The organism is Methylomonas sp. MgM2, from assembly GCF_054172045.1.
Genome location: NZ_JBSYXO010000008.1, coordinates 49,664 through 63,448, shown reverse-complemented (window position 1 = coordinate 63,448; position 13,785 = coordinate 49,664). Strand labels below are relative to the sequence as shown.

At 56.2% G+C, this 13,785-nt stretch carries 11 protein-coding genes; 4 read left to right on the top strand and 7 right to left on the bottom strand.

What is annotated here, in order from left to right; translation table 11 throughout:
• Positions 1-13 precede the first annotated feature (13 nt).
• The 4 genes from ACW73I_RS08405 (at position 14) to ACW73I_RS08390 (ending at position 5,210) form a co-directional block, all read left to right on the top strand.
• Positions 14-1,360 carry a glycerate kinase type-2 family protein gene (locus ACW73I_RS08405; RefSeq protein WP_458028806.1) on the top strand — a complete coding sequence of 449 codons (1,347 nt, stop codon included), beginning with the start codon at positions 14-16 and terminating at the stop codon, positions 1,358-1,360.
• A gap of 21 nt (positions 1,361-1,381) precedes the next feature.
• A complete protein-coding gene (glyA, locus tag ACW73I_RS08400; protein ID WP_458028805.1) occupies positions 1,382-2,641 on the top strand; it encodes a serine hydroxymethyltransferase in 1,260 nt (419 codons plus the stop codon).
• Between the two features lie 54 nt (positions 2,642-2,695).
• Entirely contained in the window at positions 2,696-3,373 is a 678-nt protein-coding gene (locus tag ACW73I_RS08395) for a glutathione S-transferase (protein ID WP_458028804.1), read from the top strand.
• 163 nt (positions 3,374-3,536) lie between these two features.
• A complete protein-coding gene (locus ACW73I_RS08390) occupies positions 3,537-5,210 on the top strand; it encodes a formate--tetrahydrofolate ligase (RefSeq protein ID WP_458028803.1) in 1,674 nt (557 codons plus the stop codon).
• A 63-nt stretch (positions 5,211-5,273) separates the two neighbouring features.
• Here ACW73I_RS08390 and ACW73I_RS08385 read toward each other — a convergent pair whose 3' ends face one another.
• The 7 genes from ACW73I_RS08385 to ACW73I_RS08355 form a co-directional block, all read right to left on the bottom strand.
• Entirely contained in the window at positions 5,274-7,109 is a 1,836-nt protein-coding gene (locus ACW73I_RS08385; protein ID WP_458028802.1) for an Hsp70 family protein, read from the bottom strand.
• Entirely contained in the window at positions 7,106-7,753 is a 648-nt protein-coding gene (locus ACW73I_RS08380; RefSeq protein WP_458028801.1) for a DUF2760 domain-containing protein, read from the bottom strand. Before ACW73I_RS08380 ends, ACW73I_RS08385 begins: the two co-directional genes overlap by 4 nt.
• Before the next feature lie 130 nt (positions 7,754-7,883).
• The gene (locus ACW73I_RS08375; protein ID WP_458028800.1) at positions 7,884-8,264 is read right to left on the bottom strand and encodes a hypothetical protein; all 381 of its coding nucleotides are present in this window, start codon (positions 8,262-8,264) and stop codon (positions 7,884-7,886) included.
• Between the two features lie 346 nt (positions 8,265-8,610).
• On the bottom strand, positions 8,611-10,710 hold the full coding sequence (locus ACW73I_RS08370) for a putative bifunctional diguanylate cyclase/phosphodiesterase (protein ID WP_458028799.1): 2,100 nt from the start codon (positions 10,708-10,710) through the stop codon (positions 8,611-8,613).
• A gap of 127 nt (positions 10,711-10,837) precedes the next feature.
• On the bottom strand, positions 10,838-11,263 hold the full coding sequence (locus tag ACW73I_RS08365; RefSeq protein ID WP_458028798.1) for a CBS domain-containing protein: 426 nt from the start codon (positions 11,261-11,263) through the stop codon (positions 10,838-10,840).
• Positions 11,264-12,003: 740 nt separating this feature from the next.
• The gene (locus ACW73I_RS08360; protein WP_458028797.1) at positions 12,004-12,639 is read right to left on the bottom strand and encodes a YqiA/YcfP family alpha/beta fold hydrolase; all 636 of its coding nucleotides are present in this window, start codon (positions 12,637-12,639) and stop codon (positions 12,004-12,006) included.
• Positions 12,640-12,648: 9 nt separating this feature from the next.
• On the bottom strand, positions 12,649-13,608 hold the full coding sequence (locus tag ACW73I_RS08355; protein WP_458028796.1) for a GNAT family N-acetyltransferase: 960 nt from the start codon (positions 13,606-13,608) through the stop codon (positions 12,649-12,651).
• Positions 13,609-13,785: the final 177 nt, after the last annotated feature.

Sequence of the window (13,785 nt, the reverse complement as noted above, 5' to 3'; positions counted from 1 at the left end):
CCGCGTTTCGGCGATGTCTCAGGCTACGCAACCCCTACGCGAACAATGCCTTTCGCTTTTCCGGGAAGGCATAGCGGCCGCCGATCCGGCAGCAGCGGTCAAATCGCATTTACAAATTGAGGACGGCCGCCTCGTGATCGGCGGCGCCCCCAAAGACTGGAAAAAAATTCATATCCTCTCGTTCGGCAAAGCAGCCTGCGCCATGGCAAAAGCGGCTCGTCAAATCGTTCCGAACAATCGACTGTCCGAACCCGGCATCGTCGTCACCACCTACGAAAACCTTGTTTCCGTCGAAGGTTTCGAGGTGATGGGCGCCGGCCATCCGCTGCCGGACGCCAACGGCCTTTCCGCCGCCCAAAAAATCGCCGCCAAACTGCAACAAGCGGGCGAAGGCGAATTGGTATTGGCTTTGATTTCGGGCGGCGGATCGGCCTTATTGCCCTACCCTGCCGACGGCGTCAGCCTGGACGACAAAATCGCCGCCACCCGCCTGTTGCTGGGCTGCGGCGCCGACATCAAGCAAATCAACTGCGTCCGCAAACATCTCTCTCAAATCAAGGGCGGCGGCCTAGCCAGACTCGCCGCGCCGGCCGAACTACATGCCTTGATTCTGTCCGACGTGCTGGGCGACGACTTAAGCACCATAGCCAGCGGGCCGACCGTGGCCGACGAAACGACTTTTGCCGATGCAATCGAAGTCTTCAAGAACAAAAACGTATGGGACCGCTTGCCCGCTTCGGTGCAACATTATCTGAGACAAGGCGCGGAAGGCTTGAAAGCCGAAACGCCTAAACCCGGCGATCCGCTGTTCGACGCCGTTTCAAATGCCTTAATCGGCAGCAACAGCCTGAGCGTGGATGCGGTGCTGAACGCCGCTTTCCAACACCGCTATCGGACCGAGGTTTACAGCCGTCATTTGAGTGGCGAAGCGCGCCGGGTCGCCGAACGACTGCTGCTCTATGGCAAAAGTTTATTCAACCAAGGCGTTCAACAAAACGTAGCCGTGATCGCCGGCGGCGAAACCACCGTCACGCTGGTCGGAAGCGGCCGCGGCGGCCGCAATCAGGAAATGGCACTGGCCTTCGCGCTGGCCGCCGATCGGAACCCCCTTCCTTACCGCTGGACCTTTTTGAGCGGCGGCACCGACGGCCGCGACGGCCCGACCGATGCGGCTGGCGGCCTGGTCGATCATCAAACGCTGGGCAAAATACGCGCGGCCGGCATTGATCCTCAAACCGCATTGGATAACAATGATTCCTACACGGCATTGAAAGCGGCTAACGATTTGGTCATCACCGGTGCCACCGGCACCAACGTCGCCGATTTACAGATATTGTTACTGCATCCTCATTCCGAATAATCAATCCCTTTGGAGAACACCATGTTTAAAAAATCGATGACCATAGAAGGTTTTGATAACGAACTATTCAAGGCCTTGGAACAAGAACGCCAACGCCAGGAAGACCATATCGAGCTGATCGCATCGGAAAACTACGCCAGCCCGCGAGTCATGCAGGCACAGGGCACTTTGTTGACCAACAAGTATGCCGAAGGCTACCCGGAAAAACGTTATTACGGCGGCTGCGAATACGTGGACATCGTCGAACAACTGGCCATAGACCGCGCCAAAGAACTGTTCGGCGCCGATTATGCCAACGTACAGCCGCACTCTGGCTCTCAGGCCAATATGGCGGTCTATATGTCTTTGGTGGAACCCGGCGACACGATACTCGGCTTGAGCCTGGCCGACGGCGGCCATTTGACCCACGGCGCCAAACCCAACTTCTCCGGCAAGATCTATAAAGCCGTCCAGTACGGTTTGGATCCGGCTACCGGCGAGATCGATTACGGCCAGGTCGAAGCGCTGGCGCTGGAACACAAACCGAAAATGATCGTGGCCGGCTTTTCCGCCTATTCGCGCATCTGGGATTGGCAGCGCTTTCGCGACATTTCGGACAAGGTCGGCGCTTATCTGGTCGTGGACATGGCTCACGTGGCGGGATTGGTCGCCGCCGGTTTGTACCCCAACCCGGTGCCGATCGCCGACGTGGTCACCAGCACCACGCACAAATCTCTGCGCGGCCCGCGCGGCGGCCTGATCCTGGCCAAAAGCAATCCGGAATTGGAGAAAAAACTCAATTCCAACATCTTCCCCGGCATTCAAGGCGGCCCGCTGATGCACGTGATCGCCGCCAAAGCCGTGGCCTTCAAGGAAGCGATGACGCCGGAATTCAAGACCTATCAACAACAAGTGGTCGCCAACGCCCGGGCGATGGCCGAAGTCTTCATCAAACGCGGCTACGACGTGGTGTCGGGCGGCACCGACAATCACTTGATGTTGGTCTCGCTGATCGCCAAAGGCATCACCGGCAAAGCCGCCGACGCCGCCTTGGGTAGAGCGCACATCACCGTCAACAAAAATGCCGTACCCAACGATCCGCAATCGCCGTTCGTGACCAGCGGCATCCGCGTCGGCACGCCGGCCCCGACCACTCGCGGTTTCAAGGAAGACCAGATGCGCGAAATCGCCGGCCTGATGTGCGACGTGATGGACCACATGGACGACGAAAACGTCATCGCCGCGGTGCGCGACAAGGTCAAATTACTGTGTTCGCGCTTCCCGGTCTATTCCGAAGCATGACCACTGGGGCGGGCGGCCCACGCCGCCCGCCTTCGATCAGCATTTCCCCGCCGCATGCACTCCCCGCAAGACCGCGCTTACCCGATTCTATACAGCTTCCGCCGCTGCCCTTACGCGATGCGCGCCCGCCTTGCAATCGCCGCCGCCGGCATCGCGGTGGAGCTCAGGGAAGTACAACTGCGCAGCAAACCGGAAGCGATGCTGAAAGCATCGCCCAAGGGCACGGTGCCGGTGTTGGTATTGCAAGACGGCCGCGTCATCGACGAAAGCCTGGACATCATGCATTGGGCGTTGGCCATCAACGACCCCCGCCATTGGCTGCACGCGGCTACGCAAGCGCACATTCTGATCGCGGAAAACGACGGCGAATTCAAATATCATCTGGATCGTTACAAATACGCCGACCGGCATCCCGAACATCCGGCCGAATATTACCGACGACAAGGCGAGCAGTTCCTAACGAAATTGGAAAGCCGGCTGGAGCAACAGGCTTTCTTATGCAGTCCGCGATTCGGTCTGGCCGATGCGGCGATCGCACCGTTTATCCGGCAATTCGCCGCGGTCGACAGCGTTTGGTTCGAGTCCGCGCCTTATCCCGCCTTGCGCCGATGGCTGCACCTATTTTTGGACTCGGCGTTATTCGGCGGCATCATGCACCAGTACCCGCAATGGCAAGCGGGAGACCAAGCCGTCATTTTCGGCGCGGATAGTCCGGTACCGCCGGAATGTTAAAAAACGCAGCCAGTAGCGGCAATTAGGCCCATAAATCGCTAAAATAGCCGGCCAATATCCGCCGGATTTCTTGCCACGCAGCGGCCCGATTCAACAATCCCAAGCGAAACGCCGGCACTCAATCAGTTTTTTTCCGTTCACCCTTATATTTTCGGAGACATTCATGTCAGACATAGCAATCGCCCAGAAGGCCAAGATGCGCCCCATCATCGATTTGGCGGGCGAAAAATTCGGCATTCCGGCCGAACATCTCGACCCTTACGGCCATTACAAAGCCAAGATCTCGCTGGAATACGTCAACAGCCTGAGCGAAAACCAAGACGGCAAGCTGATCCTGGTCACCGCGATCAGCCCGACCCCGGCCGGCGAAGGCAAGACCACCACGACGGTCGGTTTGGGCGACGCCTTGAACCGCATCGGCAAGAAAACCATCATCTGTTTGCGCGAACCTTCGCTCGGCCCCTGCTTCGGCGTCAAGGGCGGCGCGGCCGGCGGCGGTTATGCCCAGGTCGTGCCTATGGAAGACATCAATCTGCATTTCACCGGCGACTTTCATGCGATCGGCATCGCCCATAATTTATTGTCGGCGCTGATCGACAACCACATCAACCACGGCAACAAACTGGGCATCGATTCCCGCCGCATCCAATGGAAGCGCGTGGTCGACATGAACGACCGCGCCCTGCGCCAAATCACCGTCGGCATGGGCGGCCCGGCCAACGGCTATTTGCGCGAAGACGGCTTCGATATCGTGGTCGCCTCCGAAGTCATGGCGATTCTGTGCCTGGCCACCAGCCGCGCCGACCTGAAAGAACGCTTGGGCCGCATCGTCATCGGCTACAAAACCGACAAGGTCACGCCGGTCTACGCCAAAGACCTCAACGCCCACGGCGCGATGGCGGCGGTACTGAAAGACGCGATCAAGCCGAATCTGGTGCAAACCCTGGAAAACAACCTGGCCATCATCCACGGCGGCCCGTTCGCCAACATCGCCCACGGCTGCAACACCGTCACCGCGACCAAGACCGCCTTGAAACTGGCCGACTATGCAGTGACCGAAGCCGGCTTCGGTGCCGACCTGGGCGCGGAAAAATTCATCGACATCAAATGCCGCATGTCCGGCCTGAAACCGTCGGCGGTGGTGTTGGTGGCGACGGTGCGCGCGCTGAAATTCCACGGCGGCGTCGCCAAGGACGAGCTGAATCAGGAAAATCTGGCGGCGCTGGAAAAAGGCTTCGCCAACCTGGAGCGCCACCTCGTCAACGTTACCCAATATTACGGTTTGCCGTGCGTGGTCAGCGTCAACCATTTCACCTTCGATACCGACGCCGAAATCGATTTATTGAAGCAAAAATGCCAGGCATTGGGCGTCAAATGCGTGATCGCCAAGCATTGGGCGCAAGGCGGCGCCGGCGCCGAAGAATTGGCCCGCGAAGTATTGAACATCGTCGACAGCCGCGAAGCCGAGTTCAATTACGTCTACGCCAGCGACACACCGCTGTGGGACAAAATCGAAACCATCGCCACCAAGCTGTACGGTGCCGGCAGCGTCAGCGCCAGCCCGAAAGTCAAGGCCGAAATCAAGGCCTTGCAGGCCGACTACGGCCATTTTCCGATTTGCATGGCCAAGACCCAAATGTCGTTTTCGACCGATCCCAACGCCAAGGGCGCGCCCAGCGGCCATAACGTCGAAATCAGGGAAGTGCGTCTGGCCAACGGCGCCGGCTTCATCGTCGCCATCGCCGGCGACATGATGACCATGCCCGGCCTGCCGAAAGTGCCCGCCGCCGAGCGCATCGACATCAGCGACAACGGCGTCATCAGCGGATTGTTCTAAGCCGACCGCACCCGATGGCGAGGACTCGCCATCGGGCCTCATGCCGGCAACGACACCGACGGCTTAGTCCTCGCCGGCCCTGACGTCGAATTCGATTTTCCAGCGTTTGCCGTCGCGATTGGAAACCGCTCTCAACTCCAAGGTACCCACTTCGGTCACCGCCGACGACAAATGCACCGGCACGATTTCGCCGGACATGCGGCCTTCTTCCGGCAGCGTGATCTCGATTTCGTCCAGTTCTTCCAATTCGTCGCCGTCCCAAGTTTCCAAGCGCGCTCCAACCGGATCGTCGCGGCGGGTCTTGGAGGCGAAGAAGCGAAAGCGCACTGGTTCGCCGATGATCAAGCCGAATTCTTCGTTGGGTAACGCTTCCTCGGTGCCCTCTTCCATGCCGAACGGCGCGATACACAGCGCTTCGATTTCGGGCGGCAAGCCGGGTACGGCCGGCATCGCGCTTTCCACGCCGACATAATAGGAAGCAGCGACGCCGCCTTTGATGCGAACGCCTTTGCCTTTGCGCACGAAACCGTAATAAGAGGCCCCTCTGGCCACCGCCAGATCCAGATCGGCGCCCTGCAACAAACGCGCCTCAGGCGCCTGTTCGGCTTGCAGCCAGCCGTTCAATATGCCCATCAACCTATCGGCCAAAACCGGCGCCTTCAGCACGCCGCCATTGAACAGCACCGCGGTCGGATGCAGGAAACTGGCGTTTTCCGGCGGATTATGGCCGAGTTCGACGGTAGCGTCTTTTTGCTTGGACAAAAAGGCCGCCAGATGCCGGGTGATACCGGCGTCCTGCGCGTAGGGCAAGCCGGCCGAGCGCAAACCGCTGCGCGGCCTGGCCACCGGCTTGTCGCCGGCTTGCACCTGCGGCAAAAAGCCTTCGACCAGCACCCGGTTCAATTCGTCCCGGGTCAATTCGGTGCGCAAGGTCCCACCGATCAAGGACGATCCGCGGCTGGCCACCACCAAGGGCATGCTCTGCAAATCCGGCTGGTTGAATAATTTCTCCTTGGCTTCGCGGCAACCGTGGGTCAGCGCCTGCAGCTGCCAGGATTCCAGCTTTTTGCCGCTTTCCTGTTCCAGTTTGGCCTTGACGGTATAGGCCAAAGCCAGATCCATGTTGTCACCGCCCAGCAGGATGTGGTCGCCGACCGCGACCCGGGTCAATTGCAGGCCGCCGTCTTGTTCGGTGACCGCAATCAGCGACAAGTCGGTGGTGCCGCCGCCGATATCGATCACCAAGATCACGTCGCCGACATTGACATGGTTGCGCCAGTCGCCTTCGCTTTTTTCGATCCAGCTGTATAGCGCCGCTTGCGGCTCTTCCAACAAAATAGCCTGGCCCAGACCGACATGGCGCGCGGCCTCGACGGTCAGATCCCGCGCCGCCGGGTCGAACGAGGCCGGCACCGTGATGGTGACGTCCTGATCCTCCAGTTTGTGCTCGGGGAAGCTGTGATTCCAGGCGTCGCGCATATGCTCCAGATAGGCCGTGCTGGCGTCGAACGGCGATATGCGTTCGATGTCATCGGGCGCGTCGGCCGGCAAAATCGCCTGCTTGCAATCGACCCCGGCGTGGCACAACCAGCTTTTGGCGCTGGACACCAGCCGAATAGGCGTCTTGCTGCCCAGATTGCGGGCGATTTCGCCGACCAAGTGCGCCGGCTTCCCGGTCCAGGGCAATGCGGTCTCGCCTTCGGCGATCTCGGCCGAATGCGGCAAATAGGTAAACGAAGCCAGCTGAGACTTTTCTTCTATGGTGCCGGGCCCGGTCAATTGCGGGATGGCCATCACGGCCAACACGATTTGGTCTTCCGGCACGCCGAGTTCGACATAGGACAGCACGCAATGCGTGGTGCCCAGGTCTATGCCGACCGAATAATGCGCCCCGCTCATAATTCCACCTCGGCGGCCGCGATGATTCTGGCGTTGTGGCCTTCGGTCAGTTTGGGCAAGCGCAAATCGGTCACCTGCCAGCCTTTATGCACCAAGGTCCCGGTAAACGGCGCTTCGCCGACGATATTGCCGGTCAGGCGGAAGGACGAGGCGTCGAAGCCTTTGTTCAAGGTCACTTTGCCGCCTTCCTGATCCTGGCTGACCGGCGCCAGCGTGAAATGCTCGTTGACGACCTTGACGCAGCCCTGATGCACAACGCGCGCGGCCGCGCCGATATCGGCATCGGAAAAGGCGCTGACGTCTTCCTTGACGAAATCGATGAAGCGGGCTTCCTTCTGCAACAGGCTCAACAATTGCAGCGCCGCGTCCGGCGTGGCTTCCTTCAATATCACCGGCTCGGGCGCGGGTGCTTGCACGATTTTTTCGACGACTTTGATTTCGGGCTCCGGTTTAGGCATCACCGAAGCGGGCGCCGCTTCCACTCTGGCCGCCGCCGCTTTCCGGCAGCGGCGCATGCCCAGGATGACCGAAACCAGCACGACGATCAGCAGCAGCGCCAGCGCCGCGACAGTGCCCGCCAAACAGACGTGCCACAAATCGAAGGTGGTCGGGCGTAGCGATAAATCTATGGTATAGGTATTCATATTTAATTGAATGAAGTTTAAAAGTTAAACAGCCAAATACTGCAACCGGCATGTAGCTAATACTTCGGCCGGCACGAAACTAAACACAAATCAACGCCCATCCGGAAATTCGGGAAAACCGGACATTAAATCAAGAACCGCCGGCTTTTTTCGCCGCTTCCCTATACATCAACTCTTGCAACAGATTCCGGGTCACACGGATACGTAATGTTTTCAAATGCCTATCCGCGACTGCTCCGGGCACTCCGGCTTGGGTATAGACATTACGCATTTCCGCCAGCGTCGGTTCGCATTGTTTAATGATCGCATCGGTCGCATGACGGCTATCCAGGCTCAAGTGATCGGACTTGTTCATCTCGTCCGCCACGCACCTTTTATAGGAGTATTGGGCTTTTTGTACGTTTTCGATAGTTGCGTCGCTCAACGTAGTCGTGTTCCAATCCTGACCTGATTCTTTAGCGTCGGCCAATCCGGCAACCATCATAAGCACGACAAATAAACGAATTTTCATGACTTCCTCCAAAGCTCTAGCGTTTTATTTGGAATTTTACGCGATGCGAGCATTCAACGCCAACCAAGAGACCCGGACGCGAATTGCCGTATATTAAAACTGAACCAAGATTTGGTTAAAAACAGGTCTTTGCGCCGTAACCCGCGTATCCTTGTAAAACCAGGCTTCCTCTATGGAAAAATACGGGAAATGAGCTTATTTACCAGCAGTCCGAAACCGCCGTCAGCGAAGCACTCCGGACCGAAGCGAAAATATCAAGCAGACATGAGAGCAAACCGCATTCGGCTGCCGGCGGCAGCGTAGCGGCTGCGACTGAAAAACAGAAGCTCGGCTTCCTGAAGCGGACTCAAGCCACTGAAACCTTATCGACCTTTTCCTTAAGGATGCGTGCAAACGCTGCCGGAGTAACCGGCTCTCCAAGCAAATGCCCTTGAAAAATCGGACATCCGTAACCGGCAAGCTGTTTGCGTTGTTCGTCGGTTTCAACGCCTTGGCTGATCACATCCATGTTTAAGCGTTTGCCGATATCAAAGGCAATCTGCAGGATCTTGACGTATTCCTCTGTCGAGGAAATTCGATTGATTATCGATCGATCGATTTTCAGCTGGCGAAAAGGCATTTGCGACAACAGCGCCAACGAGTTATTGCCCATGCAAAAATTGTCCAGACAAACCCCGACACCCAGCGCATTCAAGGCCTTGATTTTTTCGATGCTTAGGCTGGCTCTGTCGAATATCATGCTCTCCGAGAGTTCAAGTACCAAACATCGCGGGTCGATTGCAGCCTGTTCCAGTAGGGTTTTCACTTGCACAACAAAATCAGCCTGAAAAAAGTATCGCGCCCCTATGTTGACCGCCAAAGTCAATTCTCCGGCGTACGGTTGGCTTTTCCAATAATGGAGCTGGGCACAAGCCTGTTCCAACACCCAGCGGTCGATGGTTAGCATTAGGCCGGTTTTTTGAGCTACCGAAATAAAGTCGGATGCCGCGAGCAAGCCTCGCTCGGGATGTTGCCAGCGCAACAGGATTTCGGCCCCGATCACTCGATCGTCCGGGGCCCGCTGGACCTGATAGAAAAGCCGCAATTGCCCGTTAACCGCCGAACGTAGATCGGATTCCATCGTGGTCTGCACCGACAATCGGGCCTGCATATTCTGATCGAAAAAACACATGCGGTTTCGCCCGGCGATCTTGGCATGGTACATGGCAATATCGACCTGCTTGAGCAAATCCTCATCCGTAACCGCTTGGCCGCCGAACAAGGATACGCCTATGCTAGGCGTGCAATGGTATTCGCACCCGCTTAACCGATACGGTCGATTGAGTATGGTCAAGATTTTTTGTCCGGTGATTTTGGTCCGATTGATGACCTCTTCAGGGTCGCTGCTGAGTTGATCCAGCATGACGACAAACTCATCGCCGCCTAGCCGGGCCGCCGTATCGACCTTACGCAAACTGCCCACCAAACGCTGTGCGACCTGGCGTAGCAATTGGTCGCCGGCATGGTGGCCAAAGGTATCGTTAAGCAGCTTGAAGTTGTCCAGGTCGATAAACATCAACGCCCCTTGACGCTTGCTACGCGCGCTCACCGCTATGGCTTGCCGCAATCGTTCGCTTAGAAGGCGCCGGTTCGGCAGATTGGTCAACGGATCGTAATAGGCCAAGCGCTCGACTTGGGCAGACAGGGAGTTTTGTTGAGTTTGATCATTCAGCTTTCCGACATAACGCGGTTGAACATGATCGGTTTCCGAAGAGGCGCTCACCTCCAACCAAAAAGGCTGTGTGCGGCCGTTTTTAAGTTGACCCCAAACCAGGCCCTGCCAGATACCCGAAGCGGCAAGGCTGATCCAAACGGAATCGGGAAAGTCCGAGCCATGGTCGCTCAGAAAGAGACGACTTAAAGATTGTCCGCTAACCTCTTCATTACCGTAACCGGTCATCGACGTGAATGCGCGGTTCACTTTTAGAATTTTCTTTTGCGCGTCAAGAACGAATATGCCCGCTTCGAGATTAAACGCGCTTGCTTCGATTCGCAGATCGTCCCCAGACGGCACCGCCCGTGTGATGTCGACCAGCGCCAGGTACAATTGCCGTCCGTTCCTGCCGTCGGTCTTGCAACGGCATAAACAATGGACTTGGATTTGACTGCCGTCCTCCCGAATCAACAACAAATCAAACTCGACCGGCACGATGTTCGGATGCCCGGCAATATTCAATAATTGCTCTAGCCAATAACGCTTATCGCGTTCGTCCACAAACTGCTCGAATCGCCGCTGTACCACGCGGTCGCGCCGGATGCCGAGTAATCGGTCGCAGGCCGGATTGTGGTCAAGGATAACCCCGAATGCCGATAACCGAAGATAGGCAACAGGACAAAGCTCGTCATAGTCGGCGCGGCTGTCCGCCGACATCGCAGTTCCCGCACCTCGCCCCTGCTGTTCTTTCATCAATATTTGCCTTTTATGCATATTGTTATTCGCTAGTGTCGACATCTATTTGTCGAATGAAGCAGCACAGTTCCGTTCCGGCTTTGGCGGCAATCCGCAGGGATACCATATGACCTTGCAGCACTTGTTATTGTTCACTCTCCACTAAGCGGCTCAATAAACTTAATTCTTCGGATAGCAATACCAACATATCATCGAGGGTGACGATACCGATTAATCCGTGTTGGTCGTCGACCACCGGTAAACGTCGCACTCCTTTGCTGCGCATATATTGAATCGCTTCAAACACTCCGCAGCTTCCATTAACCGACGAAAGCTCCGGCATCATCAGCTCGGAAACTCTGATAAAACCGGGATCGGCTTCCGCAGCGACAATGTCGACGACCAAATCCCGATCGGTGACGATACCTATCGGCACGTTGTGGCCCTCCCGTTCTTCAACGACCACGACAGTACCGACGTTGCGTTGCCTCATCAATTTCGCCGCATCTAACACGCTGTCGTCCGGCTTGGCAATAATGACTTCCCGTGTGCAAAATTCAGAAATCGGCATGATTGTCTCCTATGAATGTCGTTCCGTCCGCGCGCTCTCGCTTCTATGGTCGGCCGACCGTCACGGCGCTGCCCCATGACAAAGTGATGACCATGGAACGGTCAATCGCATACGAGGGATGGACGGGCGCGGACAGACCAAACGCCGGCTCGAACGTTTTCTGTCATAAACAACCCTTGTCTTTGTCAGCCGGACGGAACATTGAGTATGCTACAGGCAGACAGGCAAGAGTATTCGTAAAAACCCTGATTGAAAAAGCGCCGCAACTCAATTTCAATGCCGGGTTTAATCTACAGCGCCTTTCTCGGCGCACGAGCCGGTTCGCGGTCGCATAGATGACGGAACAGGTGTCGGCGGATTAGATCCAGGCGATAGACTATGTATGGTCTCAGTGATTTCCGAATCGATGGCTGCAGCCGTTTCCCAATTGAAATTCGCTTGGTGTACTTAGCCAAGCGCAGCCGTTCTTGTATGCGGCGAAGCCAATCTGCGGCTTGACTGTGTCAACTTGTCGCACGCGACAATCCGCCACATTCCAAGCATAAGAACATTCTGATATTCTATAACCGTTGCATAGATGCTTTTTCATTGCAATAAATCCTCCTCTAAAATCCGGCGCAATGCCGGATTTTTTTTATCGGCAATTAGTTCTATAAACCGCTTTCGAACAGAAACACCCGGGAGATTTTTTTTTTAGATTCGGCAAGATGCTTGGCCGAATGGGCGGAATAAAAGATCGGTCAACCGGTTTTCGGAAATTCCGGACAACGGATCGCCCGTTCGACGACGGGTAACGCCTCTCGCATATGTTCAAAGCTGTGTGAGCCGCCGTCGAAGCTCACCACGCGAGCCACTGCTTTATATTTGGAAATCGTTTTTTCGGAATCCAGCAATTCATCCGCCAAATCCAATAAAATCGTTCTGTCTAACGTTTTAGTGCAATGGGCCAACTCCGCTTCGTACCGGGCATACTGCTCGCAATGCGCTTGATGCCAGCTGTAAGGCTGACCGGTTTCGTAGTTTTCGCCGATTCCGATAAATTGCGGCAGTAATTCGGTCGGACTTGGCACAGGATTGATCATGATCGCTTTGCATCCGGTCTTCATGGCCATGTATTCGCTGGCAAAGCCGCCCATCGACGAGCCCATGAAAATGACCTCATATCCATGATCCGACAACTCGCGCCGTTTAGCCGATAAATTCCCGACGAGATTTTGAAAATCCCGGTAATCGACGTTAGGCGCATAAAAGAACACGCCGTTTTCAGCGCAAAACGCTTGCATGACCCTAAGCTTATCCTTGGAGATCAATAAATTACCGTTTGAGTCCAGCGACGCCGAGTTGAAACCGTGCAAGTAAACGATCGCCTTCTGCATGAGCCGGACCTATAGACCTAATGCGCGAAATTCGGTACATGGCCGCGAACGCTGCCAAACCCGCTCGAATTCCTCGCGCAGCTGGCGGTTTTTTGCAGGCAAATTGGAACTCCAATGACCTTCGTAGCGGCTGCCCAGTAAACGGAATAAATAACCATCGCTATCGTTGATGACAAATGCCGAAAGATTCTGGATATCTTCCGCCTCCAGCGGCGCGCGAATCGAAAAATGCGAGGTCAATCTCTGCGCCAGCTCCAAAACCGGATGAACCCTGCCACGCAGGTTTCCCGGCTCCTGAACGATAATCCGTACCTGGCTGTCTTTATGACCCAGCGCAAATCGTTTAAGCGCTTCCACCAGTTCATTCTGCCCATACAAGCTGTATTCAAGATCACGGCTGTATAGGTATAGTTGACGCCGCGCATTTTCGAAAAGCTGGATCGAGGCTGCCAAGGTCGATTCGATTGTTTCCAAGCGTAAGGCCTGGATCGAAGGGCGGCGGGGCTTAGGTTGAGGGCGGCCTTCCGCTTGGATAGCCTCAAGCGCAAGCCGCATGGTACGGTGCGGAATACCCGCCTCAATAAAAGTGTCGCCTTCCTCGACAAAGCCGAATTTTTGGTAAAACCCTAGCGCGGCGAGCTGCGCATTCGCATAGACCGATGCCAGTCCCAATTTGCGCGCTTTCTCGATTAAGACTCGCAGCAATGACTCACCGACGCCCTGCCCCCGCCAGTCGTTCAACACCGCAAGACGTCCGATCCCGCCTTGCGCCGACAGCCTGCCGGTACCGATCGGCCTGCGTTCGCCGTCTCGCGCAATCACATGGTGGCAATGCCGGTCCAGCTCATCGAACTCCACCTCGGCCGGAATCTGTTGTTCGACGACAAACACTTGGTTTCGCACATGATGAATCGTGTCAAAATCGACCTCAAAGCTCGCCGGCTCTATGTGAAAATCGGGAATATCCATCGCGCAACACCCGGTCTTGAAATTAAAGAAAGACTATATCGTTTTATCGCCGTATCGGCTGAACTAAGGATATCGTCCAAAATAACTTCCCGATATGGCAATAGTCACTGGGGAGGTACCGAGTGAGGATGTCGGCAGCAAGGACGCTGCCGTCAAGCTCCCATGGAAGGGTTCACG

Coding starts and splice junctions, on each gene's coding strand:
- ACW73I_RS08370 (WP_458028799.1), bottom strand. CDS start 10,710: ATGAAAGAACAGCAGGGGCGAGGTGCGGGAACTGCGATGTCGGCGGAC.
- glyA (WP_458028805.1), top strand. CDS start 1,382: ATGTTTAAAAAATCGATGACCATAGAAGGTTTTGATAACGAACTATTC.
- ACW73I_RS08385 (WP_458028802.1), bottom strand. CDS start 7,109: ATGAGCGGGGCGCATTATTCGGTCGGCATAGACCTGGGCACCACGCAT.
- ACW73I_RS08360 (WP_458028797.1), bottom strand. CDS start 12,639: ATGCAGAAGGCGATCGTTTACTTGCACGGTTTCAACTCGGCGTCGCTG.
- ACW73I_RS08375 (WP_458028800.1), bottom strand. CDS start 8,264: ATGAAAATTCGTTTATTTGTCGTGCTTATGATGGTTGCCGGATTGGCC.
- ACW73I_RS08395 (WP_458028804.1), top strand. CDS start 2,696: ATGCACTCCCCGCAAGACCGCGCTTACCCGATTCTATACAGCTTCCGC.
- ACW73I_RS08390 (WP_458028803.1), top strand. CDS start 3,537: ATGTCAGACATAGCAATCGCCCAGAAGGCCAAGATGCGCCCCATCATC.
- ACW73I_RS08405 (WP_458028806.1), top strand. CDS start 14: ATGTCTCAGGCTACGCAACCCCTACGCGAACAATGCCTTTCGCTTTTC.
- ACW73I_RS08365 (WP_458028798.1), bottom strand. CDS start 11,263: ATGCCGATTTCTGAATTTTGCACACGGGAAGTCATTATTGCCAAGCCG.
- ACW73I_RS08355 (WP_458028796.1), bottom strand. CDS start 13,608: ATGGATATTCCCGATTTTCACATAGAGCCGGCGAGCTTTGAGGTCGAT.
- ACW73I_RS08380 (WP_458028801.1), bottom strand. CDS start 7,753: ATGAATACCTATACCATAGATTTATCGCTACGCCCGACCACCTTCGAT.